This window comes from Erythrobacter sanguineus, assembly GCF_900143235.1.
GTDB classification, from domain to species: Bacteria; Pseudomonadota; Alphaproteobacteria; order Sphingomonadales; family Sphingomonadaceae; genus Erythrobacter; species Erythrobacter sanguineus.
In genome coordinates this window covers 198812-222076 of the sequence record NZ_FRDF01000002.1, presented here as the reverse complement: position 1 = coordinate 222076, position 23265 = coordinate 198812, and the positions used below count along the sequence as shown (strand labels likewise).

General features: G+C 63.1%; 24 protein-coding genes. 11 read left to right on the top strand and 13 right to left on the bottom strand.

What is annotated here, in order from left to right:
• Positions 1-14 precede the first annotated feature (14 nt).
• The 8 genes from BUA05_RS02355 to BUA05_RS02320 all read right to left on the bottom strand — a co-directional run bounded on the left by BUA05_RS02355 (position 15) and on the right by BUA05_RS02320 (position 7030).
• Entirely contained in the window at positions 15-443 is a 429-nt protein-coding gene (locus tag BUA05_RS02355; protein ID WP_072673052.1) for an MAPEG family protein, read from the bottom strand.
• A gap of 10 nt (positions 444-453) precedes the next feature.
• Complete coding sequence (locus tag BUA05_RS02350) at positions 454-909, bottom strand: MAPEG family protein (RefSeq protein WP_072673051.1); 456 nt, start codon at positions 907-909, stop codon at positions 454-456.
• A gap of 130 nt (positions 910-1039) precedes the next feature.
• Positions 1040-1576: a hypothetical protein gene (locus tag BUA05_RS02345; protein WP_143150237.1), complete on the bottom strand. Its 537-nt coding sequence runs from the start codon at positions 1574-1576 to the stop codon at positions 1040-1042.
• A gap of 9 nt (positions 1577-1585) precedes the next feature.
• Entirely contained in the window at positions 1586-3085 is a 1500-nt protein-coding gene (locus BUA05_RS02340; protein ID WP_072673049.1) for a serine hydrolase domain-containing protein, read from the bottom strand.
• A gap of 238 nt (positions 3086-3323) precedes the next feature.
• Positions 3324-4013 (bottom strand): nitroreductase, encoded by a 690-nt coding sequence (locus BUA05_RS02335; RefSeq protein ID WP_072673048.1) that lies wholly within the window; start codon positions 4011-4013, stop codon positions 3324-3326.
• A gap of 85 nt (positions 4014-4098) precedes the next feature.
• Positions 4099-5319: a 5-aminolevulinate synthase gene (hemA, locus tag BUA05_RS02330; RefSeq protein ID WP_072673047.1), complete on the bottom strand. Its 1221-nt coding sequence runs from the start codon at positions 5317-5319 to the stop codon at positions 4099-4101.
• A gap of 171 nt (positions 5320-5490) precedes the next feature.
• Positions 5491-6288, bottom strand: coding sequence for a glutamate racemase (gene murI, locus BUA05_RS02325; protein WP_072673046.1), 798 nt, complete (start codon positions 6286-6288; stop codon positions 5491-5493).
• 34 nt (positions 6289-6322) lie between these two features.
• Positions 6323-7030 (bottom strand): LuxR C-terminal-related transcriptional regulator, encoded by a 708-nt coding sequence (locus BUA05_RS02320; RefSeq protein WP_072673045.1) that lies wholly within the window; start codon positions 7028-7030, stop codon positions 6323-6325.
• Between the two features lie 146 nt (positions 7031-7176).
• Here BUA05_RS02320 and plsY point away from each other — a divergent pair, with 146 nt between their 5' ends.
• The 7 genes from plsY to BUA05_RS15055 all read left to right on the top strand — a co-directional run bounded on the left by plsY (position 7177) and on the right by BUA05_RS15055 (position 13364).
• Positions 7177-7773, top strand: coding sequence for a glycerol-3-phosphate 1-O-acyltransferase PlsY (gene plsY, locus BUA05_RS02315; RefSeq protein WP_072673044.1), 597 nt, complete (start codon positions 7177-7179; stop codon positions 7771-7773).
• Between the two features lie 16 nt (positions 7774-7789).
• Complete coding sequence (gene dprA / locus BUA05_RS02310) at positions 7790-8932, top strand: DNA-processing protein DprA (protein ID WP_072673043.1); 1143 nt, start codon at positions 7790-7792, stop codon at positions 8930-8932.
• A 52-nt stretch (positions 8933-8984) separates the two neighbouring features.
• Entirely contained in the window at positions 8985-9485 is a 501-nt protein-coding gene (locus tag BUA05_RS02305) for a hypothetical protein (protein ID WP_143150236.1), read from the top strand.
• A 21-nt stretch (positions 9486-9506) separates the two neighbouring features.
• Complete coding sequence (locus BUA05_RS14660) at positions 9507-9653, top strand: hypothetical protein (protein ID WP_178139129.1); 147 nt, start codon at positions 9507-9509, stop codon at positions 9651-9653.
• 106 nt (positions 9654-9759) lie between these two features.
• Positions 9760-12348, top strand: coding sequence for a type I DNA topoisomerase (gene topA / locus BUA05_RS02300; RefSeq protein ID WP_072673041.1), 2589 nt, complete (start codon positions 9760-9762; stop codon positions 12346-12348).
• Between the two features lie 87 nt (positions 12349-12435).
• The gene (locus tag BUA05_RS02295) at positions 12436-12747 is read left to right on the top strand and encodes a hypothetical protein (protein WP_245790047.1); all 312 of its coding nucleotides are present in this window, start codon (positions 12436-12438) and stop codon (positions 12745-12747) included.
• Complete coding sequence (locus tag BUA05_RS15055) at positions 12735-13364, top strand: response regulator (RefSeq protein ID WP_342742085.1); 630 nt, start codon at positions 12735-12737, stop codon at positions 13362-13364. The genes BUA05_RS02295 and BUA05_RS15055 overlap by 13 nt, the downstream gene beginning before the upstream one ends.
• 212 nt (positions 13365-13576) lie before the next feature.
• Here the strand turns inward: BUA05_RS15055 and BUA05_RS02285 are convergent, their stop codons facing one another.
• From BUA05_RS02285 to lepB, 4 genes are all read right to left on the bottom strand, one after another.
• Entirely contained in the window at positions 13577-13861 is a 285-nt protein-coding gene (locus BUA05_RS02285; RefSeq protein WP_281247000.1) for a GIY-YIG nuclease family protein, read from the bottom strand.
• 122 nt (positions 13862-13983) lie between these two features.
• Positions 13984-14916 carry a GTPase Era gene (gene era / locus BUA05_RS02280; protein WP_072673039.1) on the bottom strand — a complete coding sequence of 311 codons (933 nt, stop codon included), beginning with the start codon at positions 14914-14916 and terminating at the stop codon, positions 13984-13986.
• A gap of 96 nt (positions 14917-15012) precedes the next feature.
• Entirely contained in the window at positions 15013-15738 is a 726-nt protein-coding gene (gene rnc, locus BUA05_RS02275) for a ribonuclease III (protein ID WP_178139130.1), read from the bottom strand.
• Positions 15693-16535: a signal peptidase I gene (gene lepB, locus BUA05_RS02270; RefSeq protein ID WP_072673038.1), complete on the bottom strand. Its 843-nt coding sequence runs from the start codon at positions 16533-16535 to the stop codon at positions 15693-15695. Before lepB ends, rnc begins: the two co-directional genes overlap by 46 nt.
• 49 nt (positions 16536-16584) lie before the next feature.
• On the opposite strand from lepB, the gene pgi reads away from it, so the two are divergent.
• From pgi to BUA05_RS02250, 4 genes are all read left to right on the top strand, one after another.
• Positions 16585-18147, top strand: coding sequence for a glucose-6-phosphate isomerase (gene pgi / locus BUA05_RS02265; RefSeq protein ID WP_072673037.1), 1563 nt, complete (start codon positions 16585-16587; stop codon positions 18145-18147).
• Between the two features lie 232 nt (positions 18148-18379).
• Complete coding sequence (locus BUA05_RS02260; protein ID WP_072673036.1) at positions 18380-19834, top strand: DEAD/DEAH box helicase; 1455 nt, start codon at positions 18380-18382, stop codon at positions 19832-19834.
• Between the two features lie 115 nt (positions 19835-19949).
• Positions 19950-21302: a glutathione-disulfide reductase gene (gorA, locus tag BUA05_RS02255; RefSeq protein ID WP_072673035.1), complete on the top strand. Its 1353-nt coding sequence runs from the start codon at positions 19950-19952 to the stop codon at positions 21300-21302.
• A 28-nt stretch (positions 21303-21330) separates the two neighbouring features.
• Positions 21331-22053: an SDR family oxidoreductase gene (locus BUA05_RS02250; protein ID WP_072673034.1), complete on the top strand. Its 723-nt coding sequence runs from the start codon at positions 21331-21333 to the stop codon at positions 22051-22053.
• Here the strand turns inward: BUA05_RS02250 and BUA05_RS02245 are convergent.
• On the bottom strand, positions 22050-23210 hold the full coding sequence (locus BUA05_RS02245; protein ID WP_072673033.1) for an NAD(P)/FAD-dependent oxidoreductase: 1161 nt from the start codon (positions 23208-23210) through the stop codon (positions 22050-22052). The genes BUA05_RS02250 and BUA05_RS02245 overlap by 4 nt on opposite strands.
• Positions 23211-23265 lie beyond the last annotated feature (55 nt).

Sequence of the window (23265 nt, the reverse complement as noted above, 5' to 3'; positions counted from 1 at the left end):
CCTTATGCGCTGGCCTAGAACACCGCGATTCCGGCGTGAAGGATCAGCGCCATCAGTACCAGCGATGACAGGGCATAAAGCGCGAACCGGATGATCACCCGGTTGATCGTCGCTTGCACGATGCTGTGCGCGATGCGCAAACCCACATAGGCCCAGGCGAGAATGGTGTTGAACCCGTCGCCCTGTCCGATGATCGCCAGCACGATTGCCACCGCGTAAAACAGCGTTGGCGCTTCGTGCAGGTGGTTGTAATTGTCGGCCTTCCAACTGACCGTGTCTGGCAGCTTAGCGCGCAGGCTCGACCCCTCGCCGCCGACGAGGTTCTTGGCATCTATCCCGGCGGCGTTCATTGCCGGGATGCGGGTGGCATACATCCACAGCCACATCACCATTGTCCACACCAGCAACGCGACGACGGGTTGCAGAATATCCATTCCGATCATGTCATTATCCTCAAGCCGGGAGTACGGAAGGGTTGGCCAGCAGCGTCGCCATCACGGCCCGCACCGCCAGAACGATCAGCGCAGTGGTGCTGGCGAGAAACAGTGCGAACCGCACCGGCACGGCGTTGACGAGGTTCTGCCACAGCGAATGCACGATCCGTAAGCCCACATAGACCCAGGCGAGCGTTACATCGAGCGCGGCCGGCCCCATGACCGCCAGGATCAGCACCGTTGCATAAAACAGCGTCGGCTGTTCGTGCAGGTGGGTGTGGTTATGCGCGGGCCAGTTGGCCTTGTCGGGGATCGCACCTTCCAGATCAGCGCCGCGCGCGCCCTGCTTGGCGGCCAGCGCAGATTTGTCCGCCAGCTTGGCAATCGCCCCGAACCGCGCTGGAATGATCCAAAACAGCACGATCAGCGTCCATACCACCAGCACGGCGGCAGGCGCGAGTATTTGCGCTTGCATCTGATTGATCCCCTTCGAGAGCCACTCTCGCAGCCCTCACTGCGCAAGCGAAGAACGATTGTCAATTGCAACTGAGTTGCAAGCGGCACACTGTCTGCTTTGCCCGTGGTTCGGTCCGGCTCTCTGAATGCTAGATCGCCTTGCGGCACAGGGGCGCGTATAATTCCGGACCCTGATAGGCGGTGAGCGCGGACGCCGCGTCCGCGCTCGGCGCTTGTAGGAACGCATTCAGGCGATCGACCATTTTGGGGTCCATCCCCGCCATCCACAGGCCAAAGGTCACCGCCGAGGCACAGGAACAGAACGCGCTGTCGGGGGCCACCGCTTCGCCCTTGGCCGAACAATCGGCGCGAACCGCATCGTCGATCGCGGCAAGCGAGGGGTGCTTCGCGATCAGGGAGTCGCGAACCTGCGCCATCTCGCCGACCATGTCCTGTGCTTTCCGGTCGGCGGCGAGGGCATTCCCGCCGATCACCGACAAGCCACCGATGAAACCTGCCGACATACCGAACCATAAGCTTTTCAACGCAAAGCCCTTCACTTTTGGCATCAGAGTGGATCTCTGGTGCCATCGACTTGGAATCGCGCCGAAACCGAACTGGTTGCGCGCCTTTGCTTGCGTCCCGGCGGCGTTGACTGCGGGACCGTGGACAAGACTGACGATCAAAAGGCTAGTCTAGCCCGCCCTTTTGAACACGACCGGAGCTGCGGCAATGTTGAACGTGAGCGACTGAGGAGTCCCGGAATCAGGGCCGAAATCCACCTCGAAGTAATCGACTTCTATTCCGGCTGTTGGCGGCTGTGAAGCGGTAAGGCCGAAACGGGAGCCACCCAGATGCTTCAGCGAAAATTCGTCGCCCGGTGTCGTCAGGACAAGGCGTTTGTCCTCGTAATGCACATGGATCTGGCCATACCCGGCGGCTTCATATGTCCCTGAAAGGGAGGCTGGTTTCAATGCAAGCGGGTCTGACTCGTCGAGCTGAAGCTCTGCGCCTGGCTCTGCCAGCGGGCCTGCATCCCTCACGATCACGGGATATTGCGAGAGTTCTCCAGCGGTCAGACCCAGCATTTTGCGCATGATCATGTCGGTCACGACATAAGGCAGAACCGAGTCCTGCTGATTGGTCAAAACCACAATCCCGATATTTTTCGCAGGGACCATCATGACGTGCGTACTGAAACCGTTTTCGTTGCCGCCGTGATGAACAACATAGTTGCCTTCAACCGACTTGATTTGCCACCCGTAACCGTAACCGAACAGATAGATATTTGGCTCATCTGCATCGGGAACCGAGCCGTTCTCGATGGCCTGCATGCTAAGTGCCTGCTTGGCGTAATCGGTGGGCACGATCTTGGCTTCAGCAGTTTGGCCGTCGCTCATCCACATGCCCAGCCAACGTGCCATGTCAGGGGCCGTTGCGTAGACGTGCTCGCCAAAAAGGCGTTCCACCGCGGTTCGTTCCATTTTGCCGGATCGTGACACATAACCGACTGCGGCATTCCGCGATGCCATGAATTGCTCCGTTGCGCTCAGCGAACCGGCCATTCCAATGGGCGCGAAGAGACGCTCCGTTATCAACGTGGTTTTCGATTGGCCGGTCACACTTTCCGCCACCATGTCCAGCATGATGAAATTCAGATTGTTGTAGGCCCAGCAATCCCCGACCCTGCAGGAGGCGGGGAAGTTCACCAGCCTGGGTGCAAGTTCTGCCTGCGTTTCGGGCGGAAAGAATGTGGTCGACCCATCGATGTTTGGAAGACCCGACGTCTGGCTCAGAAGGTTTCTGATCGTCAGGTCACGGCTCAGACCGGCGTCACCAAATTCCAGACCGGGGACATATTCTGCCGGACTGGCATCGAGGTCCAGCTGCCCTTCCGACGCCAGTTGCCCGATCAGCGCGCTCGTGAACGACTTGACGACCGATCCGATACCAAACTGAGTTTCATGCTCGACCGGCCTGGCAGTTTCCAGGTCGGCATGGCCCATGGTGTATGTGTAAATGATCTTGTCATCGGCAATGACGCTCACCGAAACGCCCGGCGCTCCGTACTTGGTTGCCATGAAGGTGATATCGTCTGACAGGTCATCAAGCTCATGATCTGTGTTGTCTTGTGCAACTGCAGGATACGAAGCGAATGCCGAGACAATAACCAAAATTCTGAACACACGGCGCATAGAATTTGTCCCCTGATTGGTTAATTCGAGTGGTCAGAAACAAGCGCCCAACTGATCACCGGACGTGTAAATAAAAATTTTGGTAGTTAGGCTCTCGGGTGATGGCAGTAAGAAATTTCCAGACTGGTGTAGGGACATTATTCGGATGCGGCGTTGAAATCTGATTTTATATCATCAGTTTCGTCAAAACTCATTGGCCGCACGATGATTTTATATTTCGCTCTGCGTGAGGGTTCAATCAAAACCCCACAAACCGCGCAGCCTCGTCGACGCTCTTGCGCAGAGACACCACCGCATTGGCCGGAAAATCCGGATCGGGCCAGCCCATCGCCACCGCTTTCATGATCACTTGGGTCTCGGGAATCCCGGCGTGTTCGCGCACCACGGGGCTTTGCATGATGCCTTGCGAGTTGATCACGCAGCCGAGCCCCCGGCTCCACGCGGCGTTGACCAGCGCTGTCGTCACCGCGCCGCAATCGAAGGCCGTATCGTCGCTGCCGGAAAGCTCGCGGTCATAGGTCACGATCACGCAGACCGGTGCGTCGAACTGGCGAAAGCCGCGCAGCACCCAGTCCTGCCGCGCGTCCTTGTCATCGCGTTCGATGCCCATCGCGCCGAACAATTGCTTGGCGACCTCGACCTGCCGTTCGCGGTGCACGCCTGCAAAGGCCTCGCCCCGGCGGAATTCGCGGCTGTCGGGCAGGCCGGCGAGGATGTTGTCAGTATTGCCCTTGCGGATGCGGTCCAGCGGTTCGCCGGTGATCACATGGAAATGCCACGGCTGGGTGTTCATCGATGTGGGCGAGCGCATGGCCATGGCCAGCACCTCCTCGATCAGCGTACGAGGCACCGGCTTGTCGAGGTAGCCGCGAATGCTGCGCCGTCCGAGGACGATTTCGGCGAAGGTCTGGTCAGGCGTACCGCCCATTGATGCTCTCCCGATTCTGGTTTCGCAGGAGGCGTTAGCGCAGCAATGAGCCGTCACAAAGGACGCTACGGCATAGCGGGTACGATCAGGCGGCCTGTGCCAGCTCCAGCTCCAGCCGATCCCAGATTTCAACGAGCGCGGCTGTCAACTCGTCCATCATGTCCGTGGTATGGCCTGGGCCGGGGGTAAAGCGCAGCCGTTCGGTGCCGCGCGGCACGGTGGGGAAGTTGATCGGCTGCACGTAGACGCCGTATTCGGCCAGCAGGATATCGCTGATCTTCTTGGCGCGGACCGGATCGCCCACCATCAGCGGCACGATATGGGTGACAGAATCCATCACCGGCAGGCCCGCCTCGGCGAATTTCAGCTTGAGTTGCGCGGCGGCGCGTTGCTGGGCATTGCGTTCTGCCGAGGACTTCTTGAGATGCCGCACCGAGGCGAGCACACCCGCCACCAGCACCGGCGACAATGAGGTGGTGAAGATGAATCCCGGCGCATAGCTCCGGATGCAATCGACCACCTTTGAGCTGGAAGCGATATACCCGCCCATCACGCCGAAGGCCTTGCCCAGCGTGCCTTCGATGATGTCGATCCGGTGCGCGGCATTGTCGCGTTCCGAAATCCCACCGCCGCGTGCGCCGTACATGCCGACCGCGTGAACCTCGTCGATATAGGTCAGCGCGTTGTATTTTTCGGCAAGATCACAGATCGCGTGGATCGGGGCGACATCACCCTCCATCGAATAGACGCTTTCAAACGCGATCAGCTTGGGCGTGTCCGCATCCTCGGCGGCGAGCAGTTCTTCGAGGTGCGCGACATCATTGTGGCGGAACACCCGTTTTTCGCAGCCCGAATTGCGGATGCCCGCGATCATGCTGGCGTGGTTCAACTCGTCGGAAAAGATCGCACAGCCGGGCAGCAGCCTGGCCAGCGTCGAAAGCGTCGCATCGTTCGAGACATAGCCCGAGGTGAACAGCAGCGCGGTTTCCTTGCCGTGGAGATCGGCCAGTTCGTTTTCGAGCTGCACGTGAAGGTGGGTATTGCCGCCGATATTGCGGGTGCCGCCTGAACCGGCGCCAACATCGTGCAGCGCGGCTTCCATCGCGCCGATCACCTTGTCGTGCTGGCCCATGCACAGATAATCGTTGGAACACCACACGGTGATCGGCTTGGGGCCGTTATGCCCGTGGAAACAGCGCGCGTTGGGATAGGCGCCCTTGTTCCGCAGGATGTCGATGAAGACGCGGTAGCGCCCTTCCTCATGCAGGCGGTCGATCGCCTGATCGAAGATCTGATCGTAATTCACACGAATCTCTTTGTCCTGCGGGCGGAGCCATTCATCCGGGCCGTTGCGGCGTTTGGATATCAGCGTCCATAACCCACAAACCGGGGAAATGTTTCGCAGGTTTCTAGGTCAGGGTAATCGGTTTTACCACCCGCGATATTTGCGAGCGTTTCGCAAGGCACAGGCGCGGGATCAGAACGCCTCGGCAGGGCCGAAACCGCGGGTTGCGAGCGCTGTTTCCAGACCGTCCGCGTCAGACAACGGCCCTGTGGCGATGAAGCGGTTGGCGCCAGCGGATGCAAACTCCTGCCCTTTGAGCAGATGGGCGATGCGCCGCGCGATGCCTTGGGCCCCGTCGATCTGCATCACGCCCGGCCCGAATTCGGCCGCGAGTTCATCCGCCAGCAGGGGAAAGTGGGTGCAGGCGAGCACCAGCGTGTCGATTGCCGCACCGCCGGGCATTGCGGCAAGCTGTGCGCGTGCATTGCGGATTGGCGCAGGATCGACCGTCTGCCCGCGCAGCTTGGCTTCCGCGGCATCAACCAGCCCCGGAGCGGCAATGCGCAGCAGGCGCGTGCCATTGCCGAATTGCGCTTCCAGATCATCGACATAGGCCTGCCGGATGGTCGCTTCGGTTCCGACAAGGCCGATGGTGCCTGTTTTGGTGATCCCCGCCGCCGGCTTGATCGCGGGCACGGTGCCGACCACCGGGATTTCCAGCACATCGCGCACCATGCCCAAGGCGATGGTGCTGGCAGTGTTGCAGGCGATACAGGCGAGCCGCGGCTGGAACCGTTCGGCCATCCGCCCTAGCAATCCGGAAACCCGCGCGGCGATCTGCGCCTCGGTCTTGGTACCATAGGGCAGGCCCGCCAGATCGGCGGCATAGATCACCGGCGCTTGCGGCAGCACTGAACGCAGCGCGTCATACACCGTCAGCCCGCCGACGCCGGAATCGAACAGCAGGATTGGATCTTCGGGCTGGACCATCGGATCGAGGCGATGGCCGAGGCCCGCGCCCCGGTCAACTCCCGGACGCGGGCACGTCTTTCAGGACGATAGTTGTCTCTACGCCGAGGTCCGCGAGGTGGGCGCTGTTCCACACGTGGAATTCGCGAAACGAAACGCGACCGTCCCTGTCCGTGTCGGCAGCATCATAGAATTCGGCGATCCGGTCGGGATCGGCGTCGCCCCCGGTAAGTTCCGCACTTTCCGGCCCTGGATGATCGGTTGGCTCGATCAAGGCGAGTGTCACGAAGGGCGATTCAGGATTTTCAAGATACCCGCTCCCGTTTTCGTCGAGCTGATCGAAAGTCGGCCCCATATTTGTGTCAAGCGTGATGGTGCCGGTTTGGGCGGGCCTGTTCGGATCGCCAGCGGGCTGTTGCGCGGCGATGAGGCCGAGGGCGACAATCATGGTAAACGACATGGCAATACCTCCAATCAAGATGGGCCGATATTGCAGAGATTGGCGGGACGATGGTGCCGCGAATAGGTCCGCCGAGCCGGTTACGGCTGGTTGGTACCCCTCGGCTTGGGCCAATATCCTGGCGGCTTCCAGCGACGATCCGGCATCAAGCTTGACGCGGGCCAGCTTGAGCCGCTTTTCCACGGCATGATGCGAGACGCCGATATCCATGGCGATTTCCTTGGCGGTCTTGTGCGCCAGCCAGGCGCGCAGAACCTCCTTTTCGCGTTCGGTCAGCCGCGCTGTCGGGTCATTCGTATCCATGCCAATCAGCCTAGCGGCATGGCTAAGGCTGCGAAAGTATGGCTGAACAGTACCGCGATGCTGTTTTGGCCGGATCGGCACACACAGCTTTGGCCGGAACGGCACATAGGCTTAGACGAATCGGGCGACGCGGCTATTAGGGCCACATGGAACCGATTTTTGCCGCGCTGCTGGGCTTTGCGCTGGGCTCGATCCCTTTCGGCCTGATCCTTACCCGCGCGGCGGGGCTTGGCGATGTGCGCCAGATCGGCAGCGGCAGCATCGGCGCAACCAACGTGCTGCGCACCGGGAACAAGGGGCTGGCGGCGGCGACCGTGCTGCTCGATGCACTGAAGGCGGTGGTACCAGTGCTGGTGGCAGGCGCGGTGTGGCCCCATGCTAACGGTCTTACCGGAGGCATCGCAGGCGTTGCGGCGGTGGCGGGGCATTGTTTCACCCCATGGCTCGCTTTCAAGGGCGGCAAAGGCTTTGCCAGCGCGGCGGGCGCGCTCGCTGCGCTGGCATGGCCCGTGATGCTGGCCTGCGCTGCAATCTGGGCAGCGGCGCTGTTTCTCAGCCGCATTTCTTCCGTGTCATCAATGGTGACGGTGGTGGCTTCGCCGCTGGTGGCATGGGGGCTGGGCTATCCGCAGGTCATCACGCCGCTCATCGCCATCGCCGCGATCGTGCTGGTGCAGCACCGCGCCAATATCGGCCGGCTGATGCGCGGGGAGGAGCCGAAAATCGGCTCAAGCAAGACGTGATGCGGGGGCGCTTCTGATGGAGAGCAGGGGGTCGCAGCCTGCGCTCTCGCAACACGAAGCCTTTGCGCGCATCCGCCTGCTGCGTTCGCCGAACATCGGCCCTGTGAGCTATCGTCAATTGCTCGCCCGCTTCGGCACGGCAGCGGCTGCGCTGGATGCGCTGCCCGATCTCGCCAGCCGTGGCCGGGGGCCTTATCGTCCGGCGAGCGCGGATGGCATCGAGCGCGAGGTCGCCGCGGTGCGCAAGGCCGGGGCGCGTTACCTGTTTCACGATCAGCCCGATTACCCCGCGCTGCTGGCCGAGTTGGACAGCGCGCCGCCGATCCTGACCTGCCGGGGCAGGCTGGCGCTTGCATCCCAGCCTTGCGCTGCGCTGGTCGGCGCGAGGAATGCCAGCGCCGCAGCGGTCAAGCTGGCGCGCGATTTTGCGGGTGGGCTGGCCGATGCGGGCTTTACTGTGGTCTCGGGGCTGGCAAGGGGGATCGATGGCGCGGCGCATGAAGGCGCGTTTCCACAGACCATCGGGGTGATCGCCAGCGGCATCGACATCACCTATCCGCCGCAGCACGCAGCCTTGCAGGAACGCATCGCCAACGAAGGCTTGCTGATCGCCGAACAACCCCCCGGCACCGAACCGCGCGGACGCCATTTCCCCAGCCGCAACCGCATCATCGCCGGTCTCGCTTCAGGCACACTGGTGGTCGAGGCCGCGCCGCAATCGGGCAGCCTCATCACCGCAAGGCTGGCAGGCGAGGCGGGGCGCGAGGTGATGGCGATCCCCGGTTCCCCGCTTGATGCCCGCGCCTTGGGCTGCAACCAGTTGATCCGTGAAGGCGCGGTGCTGGTGCAGACTCCGGAAGAGGTGGTCGAATTGCTGCAAAGCTTTACCGGCGCGCCGCGATCCCGCTTTCGGGTCGGCGAGGGGGCAACTGATTTCGACTACGCCGAACTGGCCGAGGCCGGTTGGGATGGGGAGGGCAGCGAAGCGATTGCCGCGCTGCTTTCCAACGCGCCGATCGCGATCGACGAGTTGATCCGCCAGTCTGGCGCAAGCGCGGCGGCTGTGCACATGGCGCTGCTCGAACTCGAACTGGCGGGCGATCTGGTGCGCGAGGCTGATGGGCTGGTGCGACGCAGCGGCGTGCCTGCCGCCGGTTGACGGCGAAGGTCGGGCGACACAAGGCGATGCGGAACAAGCGAAAGGATCACGGGTGAATGCTTTTCCTGCCGCCCCGCGCGAGCTTGATTTCGGTGCCTTGCTGTCGCTGACGTTTGCCAATTTGCGGCTGGTCTGTTGGCAGGTCCTGTCTTATCTCGCGGTGGTTGCGGTGCTCGCTTTTGCCGTGCCGCTTGCGGGTGACGGGCCGACGGGGTTGCTGGGCCTCGGGCTCTACCTTGGCGGACAATACTGGCTTTATCACTCGCTGCTGAAGGCGCGCGGCATGCTGGAGACCTCGCGTATCCATGCCCTTGGCTTTGTCGGCCTTGCGGCGGTGCTGTTCTTTCCGATCATGTTTGGTCTCGCGCTGTTCGTGCTGCCGGGGCTGTTCCTGGTTGCCCGCTGGATTGCCGCGCCGGCCTTTATCGTTGCACGCGGCGAAGGGGTGTTTCCGGCAGCTCGCCTCAGCTGGCAAGCGGTGCGCGGTAACACTGGCAAGCTTGCAGGAGCGGTTGCGCTACTGTTCGTCCTGGTCAGTTTGATCGGCGGGTAGAGCGGCGGTGTTGATGTGACTTTGTCCGATCTCGGCGTTGATCGCAGGGCACAGCCGATCGACCTGATCCAGGCACAGCTGTTTCCCGTCCTGCTGTTTGCCCTGTCTTGCGCAACTTACGATCTGCTGGGGCCAAGGGACAATTCGATCGAGGAAGTGTTCGGCTGATCGGATGGCGTGCAAACCGGCACCCCCTTGCACAACCTGCTTGACGCTGTAAGTCGCGCCGCTCCACCTTCGCGCGTACACACGTAAGGGACACCCTGGCACCACCATGCAACTTGTCATCGTTGAATCGCCCGCGAAGGCGAAGACTATCGAGAAATATCTCGGCAAGGACTTCAAGGTCCTCGCTTCTTACGGCCATGTCCGCGACCTGCCGCCCAAGGATGGCAGCGTCGATCCCGACGCCGATTTCGCGATGGAGTGGGAACTTTACCGCGACAAGCAGAGCCGCTTCAAAGAGATTGCGGACGCCGCCAAGGGCGCATCGCGGCTGGTGCTGGCAACTGACCCTGACCGTGAAGGCGAGGCAATCAGCTGGCACGTCCTGGAACTGCTGAAGAAGCGCAAGAGCCTGCCCGCCAGCGTCGACCGCGTCACCTTCAACGCGATCACCAAGGCCGCCGTGACCGAGGCGATGACCAAGCCCCGCGAGCTCGATCAGCCGCTGATCGATGCCTATCTCGCTCGGCGCGCACTGGATTACCTGTTCGGCTTCACCCTGTCGCCGGTGCTGTGGCGCAAGCTGCCCGGCGCGAAAAGCGCAGGCCGCGTGCAGTCCGTCGCGCTGCGCCTGATCGTCGAGCGTGAGCGCGAGATCGAGGCTTTTCGGGCGGACGAATACTGGTCAGTCGTCGCCAAGATGCAGCACGATGGCAGTGAATTTGATGCACGGCTGGTACGGTTCCGGGGCGAGAAGCTGGAGAAGCTGAGCCTTGGCGCTGAAGGCATTGCGATGGAGGCCAAGGCGGCTGTTGAAGCCGGGCGTTTCACGGTCGAGGGCGTGGAAACCAAACCGGTCAAACGCAACCCCGCGCCGCCCTTCACCACCTCGACCCTGCAACAGGAGGCCGCGCGCAAGCTCGGCTTTTCAGCGCAGCACACCATGCGGCTGGCGCAAAGCCTGTATGAAGCGGGCGCGATCACCTATATGCGGACCGACGGTGTGCAGATGGACATGAGCGCGATTCTAGCTGCGCGCGATGCCATTGCCGCACGGTTCAGCGAAGATTACCGTCCGGAAAAGCCGCGCTTCTACAGCACCAAGGCCAAGAACGCGCAGGAAGCGCATGAGGCGATCCGCCCCACCGATTTCACCCGCGAGCGGGTGGCGTCGGGCGACGAGGCCAAGCTTTATGACCTGATCTTCAAGCGCGCCATGGCGAGCCAGATGGCGACCGCGCAGCTTGAACGCACCACCGTCACCTTGCGCGATGCGACCGGGAGCCACGAGCTGCGCGCCACCGGGCAGGTGATCCGCTTCCCCGGTTTCCTCGCGGTCTATCAGGAAGGCTTCGACGACAGCGAAGATGATGAAAGCGGGCTGCTGCCGGCAATGAAGGCTGGCGATTGCCCGGCCAAGCGCGCCGTCGATGCGACCCAGCACTTCACCCAGCCGCCGCCGCGTTTCTCCGAAGCCAGCCTTGTCAAACGCCTCGAAGAACTCGGCATCGGGCGGCCTTCGACCTATGCCTCGACCATCCAGACCCTGCGCGATCGCGCCTATGTCAGGATGGAGAAGAACCGTTTCTTCGCCGAGGAATCGGGTCGGCTTTTGACGGCGTTTCTCGAACGCTTCTTCCCCACCTATGTCGCCTATGATTTCACCGCCGGGATGGAGGATGAACTCGACATCGTTTCCGACGGACGCGAGGATTACAAGCTGCTGCTCGCCCGCTTCTGGAAGGACTTCAAGCCCAAGGCTGACGAGGTGATGGAGAAGCTGCCTTCGGAAGTGACCGAGGCGCTTGATGAATATCTGTCCGATTTTCTGTTCCCCCCGCGCGAGGATGGCAGTGACCCGCGTGCCTGCCCGCTATGCGCCAGCGAGGGCCGCGAAGGTGGCCGACTGGCCTTGCGCGGTGGCCGGTTCGGCGCGTTTGTCGCCTGCGCCAATTACCCCGAATGCAAGTTCACCCGCCGCTTTGCCCAGCCGGGCGGCGAAGGCGCAGACGGCGCCGATGATGGCGTGATGGGCCAGCATCCCGAAACGGGCGAGGATATCCACCGCAAGACCGGTCGTTTCGGGCCTTACGTGCAGATGGGCGATGGCAAGGAAGCCAAGCGCGCCAGCATCCCCAAGGACCTCGATGATTTCGATCTTGATTGGGCGGTGAAGCTGCTCGATCTTCCGCGCATCATCGGCGCGCACCCGGAAACGGGGCTGGAAATCGAAGCCAATATCGGGCGTTACGGGCCATATCTGCGCCACGATGGCAAATACGGCAAGCTCACCAATACCCGCGAGGTGTTCGAGGTGGGGATGAACCGCGCGGTTGATATCCTTGCCCAGGCCGCCAATCGCGGCGGCGCGGCGCGTGGCAAGGCCGAACCGATCGCCACGCTCGGCGCGCACCCTGTCAGCGCGGGCGAGATCAAGGTGATGCCCGGCCGGTATGGGCCCTATGTTACCGACGGCACCACCAATGCGACCATCCCCAAGGATGTGAAGCCCGAGGATGTCACGCTCGAAGCCGCGATCGCGCTGATCGATGCCCGCATCGCCAAGGGCCCGGCCAAGGGCGCCAAGAAGGGTGGGGCCAAGAAGAAGGCCGCGCCCAAGAAGAAGGCTCCGGCAAAAAAGGCTCCGGCAAAGAAGGCTGGGGCCAAGAAGGCTCCGGCGGAAAAGGCGGCAAAATAATTCCAGCCTGCGTGCGGCTCGCGCCCGCGTTGGTAAATCATAAAGCATTGCTGCCTATCACGGCCCTTCAAGACCAGGGGCTGCACCGTGATTGAGATCGAAGTCCAGAACGAGACGCACCAGACCCAGGCCCGCATCCGCTTTGCTGCGGTGCCGCGCATTGGAGAGGGTATTCGCCTGCGCGAGCCCGACGGGATCTGGGCGAGTTATGATGTCCTCGACGTATGGTATCAGAAGGCCGAGTTCGGCGATGTGTGGATGCCCTATCTGCATATCCGCATGACGCCCGGCGAAGGCGCGCTGGCAGGCGAGGACCCGTTTTCCGACGATTACGCCGCCCGCAGCTATGATGCCGGGTTGGTCAAAACGGGCGGGGAGCGCGAGACGTGCAAAATCTGATCAAGCGCAATTCCGGGCCGAACCGCCGTTCGGGCATGGAAGGCAAGACGCTGGCGGAAAAGCTGGCGCAAGGCGAAGCCGCGCGCGAGGCGGCACAGGCTGAACCGGCTCCGCTTGCCGAGGAAAAGTCCGAAATGCAATCGCGCGCGCCGGCCGCGCCCGAGGCAGGTCTTGATGATACCGACACGATCGTTGCCGCTGCCAAGGCGATGCGCGACCGTTATGCCGGGGGCGTTGCCCCTGCCGCCGCGGCAAAGACCTGCCTGATCGTCGACGATAGCCGGGTGATCCGCAAGGTTTCCTCCAAGATCGCGCTCAGTCTCGGCTATGTCCCGATCGAGGCGGAGAATGGCGAGGAAGCGCTGGCCCGCTGCAAGAAGGCGATGCCCGATCTGGTGCTGACCGACTGGAACATGCCCGAAATGGACGGCATCACCTTCGTTGCCAAACTCCGCGCCATCCCCACGCCGAAAGAGCCGGTGGTGGTGTTCTGCACCTCGAACGGCGAGGCCAAGGATATTCATGACGGGATTGCCGCAGGCGCGGATGATTACATCGTCAAACCGTTTGATGAGGCGGCATTGAAGGCGAAGCTGGAGAAGCTGGGGCGGGGGTGAACAACCCCTCGTCGCCCCGGACTTGATCCGGGGCTTGGCTTCTTCTCGCCCTACGCTCGGGCGAAGGAGCCAAACACGAGGCGACTTCGTCAATGCAGCGTTTCGCAGGGGCACGTCAGCTTTCAGGATTTCGGTGGTTGAGGGCTAACGGCTAGATGTGGGTGGTGACCTGCCCTTTTCGTCATCCCAGCGAAAGCTGGGATCGCTGGCGGTCAGTTGATCTGCTCGAAAAGGTCACCCCATTCAGGGTTGCTCTTGTCTATCTGCTCGATCTTCCATGCGCGCTTCCATGCCTTCATCGCTTTTTCTCGGGCGATGGCAGCGACGATCTCGGCATGAGGCTCCACGTAGACCAGTCGGTCAAGACCATACCGACGGCAGAAGGTGGAACCCTTGCTTTGCTTGTGTTGCATGATCCGCGCGGGCAGGTCGGCGGTGACGCCGATATACAGAACGCCGCCGCGTTTGTTGGTCATGATGTAGACCCAGCCGCCGATTGCCGTGAGCTAGCACGCGGGCGAGAGCGATCCCAGCTTTCGCTGGGATGACGGTAAAGTCCGCTCCGGGGTCGATAGCCGAACGGCAGGTTTTGTCTCAATTTCGCGAGAAGCGGACGCTCCTACCGCACCCAATCGAGCCCCATCTCTTCGAAAATCTCCTTGTCCTCGGCCCAGTTCTCCGACTGTTTGACGTGGAGATAGAGATGCACCGGCACGCCCAGCACTTCGGACAATTCCTTGCGCGCCGCCGCGCCGATTTCCTTGATCCGCGATCCGCCTTTGCCGAGCACGATGGCGCGCTGGGTTTCGCGGGCGACCACAATCTGCTGGTGGATTTCGATGCTGCCATCCTTGCGCACCTCGTACTTCTCGGGCCGCACCGCGCTGTCATAGGGCAGTTCCTCGTGGAGCTGCTGATAGAGCTGTTCGCGGGTGATTTCAGCGGCGAGCAGGCGTTCGGAGGCATCCGACACCTGATCTTCCGGGTACATCCATTCGCCTTCGGGCATCATGCCCGCCAGCGCGTCCTTCAACTCCGGCACGCCGTCCCCGGTCAACGCCGAGACGAAGTAGATCTCGGCAAAATCGACCTTGCCGGCCAGATCCTGCGCCAGCGCCAGCATCGGTTCTTTCTTGGCGCGGTCGACCTTGTTGATGACGAGGATCTTGCGTTCGGGCCGCCCGGCCAGCGCCTCCAGCAGCGGTTCCAGCTCATGGCGGCGTTGCTTGATCGGATCGACCAGCAGCAGCACCGCGTCGGCGGCTTCCGCGCCTTCCCAAGCGGCGCTCACCATCGCGCGGTCGAGCCTGCGGCGCGGCGCAAAGATGCCCGGCGTGTCGACCAAAATCATTTGGGTGGGGATCATCTGCACCGGCGTGCCTGCCAATTCGTGCAGCGCAATGCCGAGCATCCGCGCGCGGGTGGTCTGCGCCTTGGCACTGGTGATCGCGACCTTCTGGCCGACGAGCTGGTTGACCAAGGTTGATTTGCCCGCATTGGGAGCGCCGATCACGGCAACAACGCCGCAGCGGGTGGGGGGTGTATCCGTCATATCCGTCTTTCAATCGTGGCCCATCATAGCGCCATATAAGAAATGTTTCACGTGAAACATATCAAGAACATTGGCGCTGTTAGCGCCTGTTCCGGCCTAACCATATTCTTCCAGAAAGGCTTTCGCCGCCAGCCGTTCTGCCTCGCCCTTGCTGCTGGCGCTGGCCTCGGCCTCGCCGACATTGCGGACACTCACCCTGACGGTAAAGCGTGCCGCGTGGTCGGGGCCGCTGCGTTCGACAACCTCGTAATGCGGTACCGCCCGCTTGTTGCCCGCAGCCCATTCCTGCAACGCGCTTTTGGGATGCTTGGCCTTGCCGACATCGCCTTCGAGTTCGCGCGTCCACAGCCGGTAGACCATTCGCTGCGCGGCATCAAAGCCGTTTTCGATGAAGCACGCGCCGATCAGGGCCTCCATCACATCGCCCAGGATCTTGTCGCTATCTGCCCCGCCATCATCGCGCGCCTGCTTGCCAAGGCGGATGTGGGCGGGAAGGTCGATATTGCGGGCGATGCGGGCGCAGGTCGCCCCGCTGACGAGCGCGTTCAGCCGCTGCGACAGCTTGCCTTCCGGCCCGTCACCTGCGCGGTAGAGCCAGCTCGCCACCGACAGGCCCAGCACCCGGTCGCCAAGGAATTCAAGCCGCTGGTAATCGGTCGCCTCGCCGCCTGCGCCATTGAAGCTGCCGTGGGTGAGCGCTTCAATCCACGGGGTCTCGTTCGTGACGGCAAAGCCCTGTGCCTCCAGCCATGCGCGGGCATCGGGTTCGAGCGCGCTCACAGCGTCTCCCCGATCCGGTCCCAGCGTGCTGCGGAAATCCATGTCCACGGCTTGAGCCATTCGGCGCCGCCATCGGTCGACCACACCACCACCCCGGCGCGGCCCACCAGCCGGTCGAGCGGAACGAACCCCACCGCATCGCCTGCCGCCGCCGGCCAGCGGCTGTCGCGCGAATTGTCGCGGTTGTCGCCCATCACGAAGACCATGCCTTCAGGCACGGTGACGGGGGCGAAACTGTCCCCCGGAGTAATGCCGAAATCGAGCACTTCGTAAGCTTTGCCGCCGGGCAGGGTCTCGCGGAAGCGGACATAACGGCAGGCCTCGCGCCCCTCTGCCATGGGCACCGCCGCGCCGCCCCATTCGCAGCTGGTGTTACCTGAAAGCGGGATGAGAAAATCGGCCATCCGTTCGCGCAGCACCGGCTTTCCGTTCAGCACTGGCTGGCCTTCGACCACGGCCATGCTGTCGCCCGGCAGGCCGATCACCCGCTTGATGTAATCGCGCCCGTCGATGGGGTGCTTGAAGATCACGATATCGCCGCGCTGCGGGATGCTTGCCAGTACCCGCCCGGCCGGCAGCGGCAGATCGAACGGCAGCGAATGGCGCGAAAAGCCATAAGGCCATTTGGCCGCGAGCAGGTAATCCCCGTTCATCAGCCGCGGTAGCATGCTTTCCGAAGGAATCGAAAATGGCGAGAAGACCAGCGTGCGGAAGGCCAGCACCACCATCAGCAATTTGACCAGAAACCAGACGAAGCTGCCCCATCCCTCGCGCGCGGGTGGCTGGCCCTGCGCGTCGATCATCGCGCCTTGCCCGAGAGATTGGCTCTTAACATCCATCTCTCATGCCCTTAGTCGCAGCGGCACATATGCGCAAAGGGGAACGGCAATGAACGGATCGGGCGAAGCACGGGGCAAGGTAGCCGTGGCCGAGGCATGGGCGCGGTTGCGCGCGATCGAAACCCCGGCGCTGGCTGAGCTGTTCGCTGTCGATCCGGCGCGGACCGATGTGATGACCCGGCGGATATCATGGCCAGTCATGCCCGGCAGCGATGCGCAAGCGGGCATGGTGATCGACTTTGCCAAGACCCACCTCGGCCCTGATGCGCTGACCGCGTTCGAGGCGCTGGCCGAAGCTGCAGGCTTTGACGCGGCGCGCGCGGCGCTGTTCGATGGCGGCATCGTCAACCCGACCGAAGGCCGCGCCGCCACCCACGGCGCACTGCGCGGCAGCGGCACACCTGCGCAGGTGGAGGAGGCCGAGGCGTTGCTGGCGCGCATGGGGATGCTGGTCGAGGCGATCCATCAAGGCGCTCTGGGCGAGGTCAGGCATTGCATCGCCATCGGTATCGGCGGATCGGCATTGGGCCCGGCGCTCGCGATCGATGCGCTGACCCGCGATCTGGCGCTGGTCGATGTTCATGTCGTCTCGAATATCGACGGGCTGGCATTGGAACAGGCCTTTGCCGCCTGCGATCCTGCGACCACGCTGATCGCGCTCGCCTCGAAGACCTTCACCACCATCGAGACGATGACCAATGCGGCCAGCGCGCTCAAATGGCTGGCCGACAATGGCGTGGCCGATCCCGGCGGACGGGTGGTGGCGCTGACCGCCGCGCCCGAAAAGGCGGTCGAGTGGGGCGTGGACGAAACCCGCGTGCTGCCGTTCCCCGAAAGCGTGGGCGGGCGCTATTCGCTGTTCTCGTCAATCGGGTTTCCGGTCGCGCTGGCGGTGGGGATGGACGAATTTCGTGCCATCTTGTCAGGCGCAAAGGCGGTGGATGATCATTTCCGTGAGACCGAAGGACGCGCCAATGCGCCGCTGCTGGCCGCCTTTGCCGATCAGTTCTACGCCCGGCTGAAGGGCTGCCAGACCCGCGCGGTGTTCGCCTATGACGAACGGCTGGCGCTGCTGCCCGACTATCTCCAGCAGCTGGAGATGGAATCCAACGGCAAGAGCGTGACCACCGATGGCACGCCGGTTGACGGGCCGACCGCGCCGATCACATGGGGCGGGGTGGGCACGGACGCGCAGCACGCGGTGTTCCAGCTGCTGCATCAGGGCACGCATCTGGTGCCGGTGGACTTCATTGCCAGCATCGCGCCTGGCGACGCGCTTGATCCGGCCCATCACCGCGCGCTGCTGATGAACTGCCTTGCACAGGGTGCGGCGCTGATGGCGGGCAAGCCGTCGGACGATCCGGCGCGCGCCTATCCGGGGGATCGGCCTTCGACCACCATCCTTGTCGATGATTGCGACGCCAGCGCGCTGGGCGCGCTGATCGCGTTTCATGAACAACGCACCTTCGCCAATGCGGTGTTGATGGGGATCAACCCCTTCGACCAGTTCGGCGTGGAGCTGGGCAAGGCGATTGCGAACCAGATCGACAGCGGCGAAGGGGAGTTCGACCCGAGCACAAAGGCGCTGATGGCGGCGGCGGGGCTGGGGTGAGTATTGGCACGGCGCAATGATTGATTGACTTTCCGCAACTTTACGCCCATCTGCCGCCTATCGAAGCGCGCTAGCCATGCGTGAAGCGGCGGAACTCTGACAATATCCGCCCCGGCCGCGCCTCGGTTTTTCCCAAGGACTTCCCTTTTCACGCGGGCGGTTTTAACCCCCGCGCCGCGCCCGCAGTCCGTTTGGGACTGGCGGATGCGCGCCGCACATTATGCGAGTTTTCATGACCACTTTTGCTGATCTCGGGCTGTCGCAGCCCGTTCTCCAGGCCCTCGACATGAAGGGCTATTCTACCCCAACCCCGATCCAGGAACAGGCCATCCCGGCGGTTCTCAAGGGCCGCGATCTGCTCGGCATTGCCCAGACCGGCACTGGCAAGACCGCCGCTTTCATGCTGCCCGGTATCGACCGGCTGCGCGAAAACGACAAGCAGATCCCGTTCAAATCCTGCCGCATGCTGGTGCTGGCCCCGACCCGCGAACTGGCGGTGCAGATTGCCGACAGTGCCAGGGATTATGGCGCGCTCGCCGGCCTGAAGGTGCAATGCATCGTCGGCGGCACCAGCGTGGGCAAGGATCGCAACAAGCTGCATCGCGGCACCGACATCCTCGTCGCCACGCCGGGTCGCCTGCTCGATCTAATTGATCAGAAGGCGCTGAACCTCAACGGTATCGAAGTGCTGATCCTCGACGAGGCCGACCAGATGCTCGACCTCGGCTTCATCCATGCGCTGCGCAAGATCAAGGAACTGGCTCCGAAAGAACGCCAGACCCTGTTCTTCAGCGCCACCATGCCCAAGGCGATCAAGGAACTGGTGAGCGGCTTCTGCAACAATCCCGTGCAGGTCTCCGTGACCCCGCAATCCACCACGGCTGAGCGGATCGACCAGTACTTGTTCATGGTGCAGCAGGACGAAAAGCTGTCCTTGCTCGAAATGATCCTGAAAGGCCGCCACGATGTGCCCGGCACGATCGAACGCGTGCTGATCTTCACACGTACCAAGCATGGCGCGGACCGGGTGGTGAAGCGGCTGTCACATGCCGGGATCGAAAGCAACGCGATCCATGGCAACAAGTCGCAGCCGCAGCGCCAGCGCGCGCTCGACGAGTTCCGCAAGGGCCGCGTGCCGATCCTGATCGCAACAGATGTGGCCGCGCGCGGGATTGATATTCCGGGCGTGTCCCACGTGATCAATTACGAACTGCCCAATGTGCCTGAACAATATGTCCACCGCATCGGCCGCACCGCGCGCGCCGGCAAGGAAGGCATCGCCATCGGGTTCTGTGCCGAGGATGAACGCGCATATCTGAAGGATATTCGCAAGGTCACCGGCGCCGAGCTTGAGCGTCTGCCGCTGCCCGATAATTTCCGTGCCGTGGTCGAAGGCGAAGGCCCGACCAAGCCTGCGCCGCGCACGCCGATGAAGCGCGTCAACCCGCGCCCGCTCGGCCAGCGCAAGCCTCAGGGTGATCGGCGTCCGCAAGGCGAACGTCGTCCCGAAGGCGACCGTCGCCCGCAGGGTGATCGCAAGCCCCAGCAGGCGCACGGTTCGGGCGGCTCGGGTCGCCCCTCGGGCAAGGGTGGCGGAAATGGCGGCGGCAATGGCGGCGGCGGTGATCGCGGCCGTGGTCGCGGTCGTCCCGGTGGCGGCGGGCGTCCACGCTCGGTCAACGCCTGATGTAACCTTATCCAAGTGCAAGGCGAAGTCTCCCACCCGGGAGCGCGCCTTGCGGTTGGCATCGGCGGTGCCATCGGCCATAGCGCGCTTGCCACCGACAGGAGGATAAGCGCGCATGGCCGACCAATATGACTACGATCTTTTCACCATCGGCGCAGGTTCCGGCGGCGTGCGCGCCAGCCGCGTCGCCGCCGCACATGGTGCGCGCGTGGCTGTGGCCGAGGAGTACCGCGTCGGCGGCACCTGCGTGATCCGCGGCTGTGTGCCCAAGAAGATGCTCGTCTACGGCGCGCATTTTGCCGAGGATCTCGAAGACGCAAAAGCTTTCGGCTGGACGATCGAAGGCAAGAGCTTCGATTGGGCGGCTTTGCGTGACGCTGTCCAGAACGATGTAACCCGATTGGAGGGGCTCTACGGCGAGACGCTGTCCAACCATGATGTCACCGTGCTGAACGAGCACGCCCGCATCACCGGCGATCATCAGATCACCCTGGCAAGCGGCAAGATCGTGACCGCCAGATACATCCTCATCGCCACTGGCGCGCGGCCTTTCATTCCCGATTTTCGCGGCAACGAACATGTCATCACCTCGAACGAGGCATTCCATCTTGATGCTATTCCGCGCCGCATCCTGATTGCAGGCGGGGGCTATATCGCCAACGAATTCGCCGGAATTTTTAACGAATTCGGTAGCAAGGTGACACTTGCTAACCGTTCCGACACGATCCTGCGCGGTTATGATGAAAGCGTGCGCGACCGATTGTTGCAGATCTCGCTGACGAAGGGGATCGAGTACTGCTTCATGGCCGAATTCGAATATGTCGAAAAACAGGATGACGGCAGCCTCAGGGTCAAGCTGACCGGGCAGGACGAACGCATCTTCGACGTGGTGATGGTCGCTACCGGACGCGTCCCCAATATCGAAGGGCTCGGGCTTGAGACCATAGGTGTCGAATGCGGCAAGCGCGGCGAGATCGTGGTCGATACCTTCAGCCGCACCAATGTCGATTACGTCTATGCCTTGGGTGACGTGACCGACCGGGTGCAGCTTACCCCGGTGGCCATCCGTGAAGGCCAGGCCTTTGCTGACAGCGTGTTCGGCGAGGTCGAACCCTATGCGGTCGATCATTCCTGCGTGCCGAGCGCGGTGTTCAGCCATCCGCCCATCGCCGCGGTCGGCATGACCGAAGGCGAGGCGCGCAACACGCTGGGCAGCGTCAAGGTGTATCAGGCCGATTTCCGCCCGATGAAGAATGTCGTCGCAGGCCGTAACGAGCGCAGTCTTTACAAGATGATCGTCGATGCGGCGACCGACCGCATCGTCGGCATCCACATGATCGGCCCCGAAGCGCCCGAGATCATGCAGGCTGCGGCCGTCGCGGTGAAGGCGGGCCTTACCAAGGCCGATTTCGATGCGACGGTAGCGATCCACCCGACCATGGCGGAAGAACTGGTGCTGTTCAAATAGCGACAGGGCGCAAAACGGGGGAAGTGAAATGCAAGTGACTGGCAAGGCCGTGCTGCTGACCGGCGGCAGTGCAGGCATCGGGCGCGAGATTGCACGCCAGCTCAAGGCCAGGGGCGCAGATGTGATCCTTACGGGGCGCGATCCGGCGCGACTGGCGGCGATGGAGGCGGAAGGTTTCGAGGTGATCGCCGCCGATCTTTCGAATGCTGCCGGGGTCGATGCGCTGGTGGCGGTGCTGGGGGAGCGGCCGGTCGATATCCTCATCAACAATGCCGGACAGCTGGTCGATCACGATTTCCGCAACGGCGTGCCTGATCCGCAAGCCGCCGATAATTGTGTCTACGCCAATCTATCTGCGGCGATCCGGCTGATCACCGCGCTCGTCCCGCGTCTGCGCGCCCGTCCGGAAGCGGCGATCGTCAACGTGACCAGCGGCCTTGCGATCGCTCCGGCGGCACGCCAGCCGGTCTATTGCGCCACCAAGGCGGGCCTCAGGTTCTACACCCTTGCGCTGCGCGAACAGCTGAAGGGCACCGGCATCCGGGTGATCGAGGCGCTGCCGCCGGTGGTCGACACCCAGATGAACGACGGCAACCCGATGAAGAAGATGAGCCCCGAGGCATGCGCCCGCCAGATCATCGCCGCCATCGAGCGCGGGCGGGACGAGGCCAATATCGGGATGACCCGGCTGCTGCGGATGGTCGAATCGATTGCGCCATCGCTGGCGCGGCGGCTCACGCTGCGGTTTTAGGCACCCAGCCGGGCCGGCGAGAACATCGCGAAAGAAAGCCCCGCTTCGGCGCAATCATCAGGGAACGGCAGGCCCAACACCGCGCTCTCCGCGATCAGCGACAGCGCGGGCGCCGTCTGGAAGCCATATCCGCCTTGCCCGGCACACCACACGAACCCCGGCGCGCGCGCCGCATGGCCGATCACCGGCAATTCATCCGGCGCAAAGCTTCTGAGGCCCGCCCATGAATGGCTGATCCGGCGGATCGGCAGCGTGGTCGCCTGCTCCACGCGATCTGCCGCGATGGCGATGTCCAGTTCCTCGCTCGCGGCATCGCACGGATCGCTCGGCGTCTGATCCATCGACGAGGCGATCAATTGCCCGCGTCCCTCCGGCAGCAGGTAAAAGCCTTTGCCGACCGTCTTGGTGAACGGCCATGGGCTCACATCCTCGCTATCCGGCCCGGCAAAGGAAATCACCGTTCGGCGGCGCGGTTCGATGCCGATCGGGGTAACGGCCGCCATCTGCGCGACTTTATCGGCCCATGCCCCGGCAGCATTGATAACCAGCGGCGCAGCATAGGTTTCGCCGCCCGCCGCAACCTGCCAGCCGGAACCTTGGCGTTTGATCGCGCTCACCTGCGCGCCTGTCACCAGCGTTCCGCCATGGGCGCGCAGATCAGCAAGATGCGCCGCCAGCATCGCGTCGGTATCCAGCTTCAGCGAGCCGTGATCGACCAGCGCGGCGTGGCAATGTTCCGGCCCCGTCTTCAGCACCGGCAGCAGCGCGCGCGCTTCATCGGGCGTGATGCGAACATTGTCACAGCCGAATTGCCGGTGCACTTCCTCCAGCGCATCCAGCACAGCGACCTCGTCAGCGCGGGCGATGTGCAGCGCGGGGTGCCTCACCGCCAGCGCCGGATGCCCTTCGGCTGGCGGAGCGGCGAGATCGGGCAGGCTGAGCGCCGTCAGGGCGCGCACGATGGCATCGCCCAGTCCGAAATGGGCAAAGGCGACGCTGCGGCCCGAGGCATGATACCCGGGCGCACTCTCGCCCTCCAGCACCACCACCGTGCCGTGCTGCGCCAGCCGTGCGGCGTGGCTGAGTCCCGCGATCCCGCCGCCGATCACCACCATATCCGCCTGCCGCATTACGATCCCTTCCTTGCCGCCCGCCATTTTTGCCACGTTGACGCTGCGCCAGCGCTAAGGCAACGCATCTGCCAAAGCAAAC

Excerpts from the sequence above, each read along its gene's own strand:
- BUA05_RS02355 (WP_072673052.1), bottom strand. The coding sequence starts at position 443 with ATGATCGGAATGGATATTCTGCAACCCGTCGTCGCGTTGCTGGTGTGG.
- BUA05_RS02350 (WP_072673051.1), bottom strand. The coding sequence starts at position 909 with ATGCAAGCGCAAATACTCGCGCCTGCCGCCGTGCTGGTGGTATGGACG.
- BUA05_RS02340 (WP_072673049.1), bottom strand. The coding sequence starts at position 3,085 with ATGCGCCGTGTGTTCAGAATTTTGGTTATTGTCTCGGCATTCGCTTCG.
- BUA05_RS02335 (WP_072673048.1), bottom strand. The coding sequence starts at position 4,013 with ATGGGCGGTACGCCTGACCAGACCTTCGCCGAAATCGTCCTCGGACGG.
- murI (WP_072673046.1), bottom strand. The coding sequence starts at position 6,288 with ATGGTCCAGCCCGAAGATCCAATCCTGCTGTTCGATTCCGGCGTCGGC.
- BUA05_RS02320 (WP_072673045.1), bottom strand. The coding sequence starts at position 7,030 with ATGGATACGAATGACCCGACAGCGCGGCTGACCGAACGCGAAAAGGAG.
- plsY (WP_072673044.1), top strand. The coding sequence starts at position 7,177 with ATGGAACCGATTTTTGCCGCGCTGCTGGGCTTTGCGCTGGGCTCGATC.
- dprA (WP_072673043.1), top strand. The coding sequence starts at position 7,790 with ATGGAGAGCAGGGGGTCGCAGCCTGCGCTCTCGCAACACGAAGCCTTT.
- topA (WP_072673041.1), top strand. The coding sequence starts at position 9,760 with ATGCAACTTGTCATCGTTGAATCGCCCGCGAAGGCGAAGACTATCGAG.
- era (WP_072673039.1), bottom strand. The coding sequence starts at position 14,916 with ATGACGGATACACCCCCCACCCGCTGCGGCGTTGTTGCCGTGATCGGC.
- rnc (WP_178139130.1), bottom strand. The coding sequence starts at position 15,738 with ATGGATTTCCGCAGCACGCTGGGACCGGATCGGGGAGACGCTGTGAGC.
- lepB (WP_072673038.1), bottom strand. The coding sequence starts at position 16,535 with ATGGATGTTAAGAGCCAATCTCTCGGGCAAGGCGCGATGATCGACGCG.
- pgi (WP_072673037.1), top strand. The coding sequence starts at position 16,585 with ATGAACGGATCGGGCGAAGCACGGGGCAAGGTAGCCGTGGCCGAGGCA.
- BUA05_RS02260 (WP_072673036.1), top strand. The coding sequence starts at position 18,380 with ATGACCACTTTTGCTGATCTCGGGCTGTCGCAGCCCGTTCTCCAGGCC.
- gorA (WP_072673035.1), top strand. The coding sequence starts at position 19,950 with ATGGCCGACCAATATGACTACGATCTTTTCACCATCGGCGCAGGTTCC.
- BUA05_RS02250 (WP_072673034.1), top strand. The coding sequence starts at position 21,331 with ATGCAAGTGACTGGCAAGGCCGTGCTGCTGACCGGCGGCAGTGCAGGC.
- BUA05_RS02245 (WP_072673033.1), bottom strand. The coding sequence starts at position 23,210 with ATGGCGGGCGGCAAGGAAGGGATCGTAATGCGGCAGGCGGATATGGTG.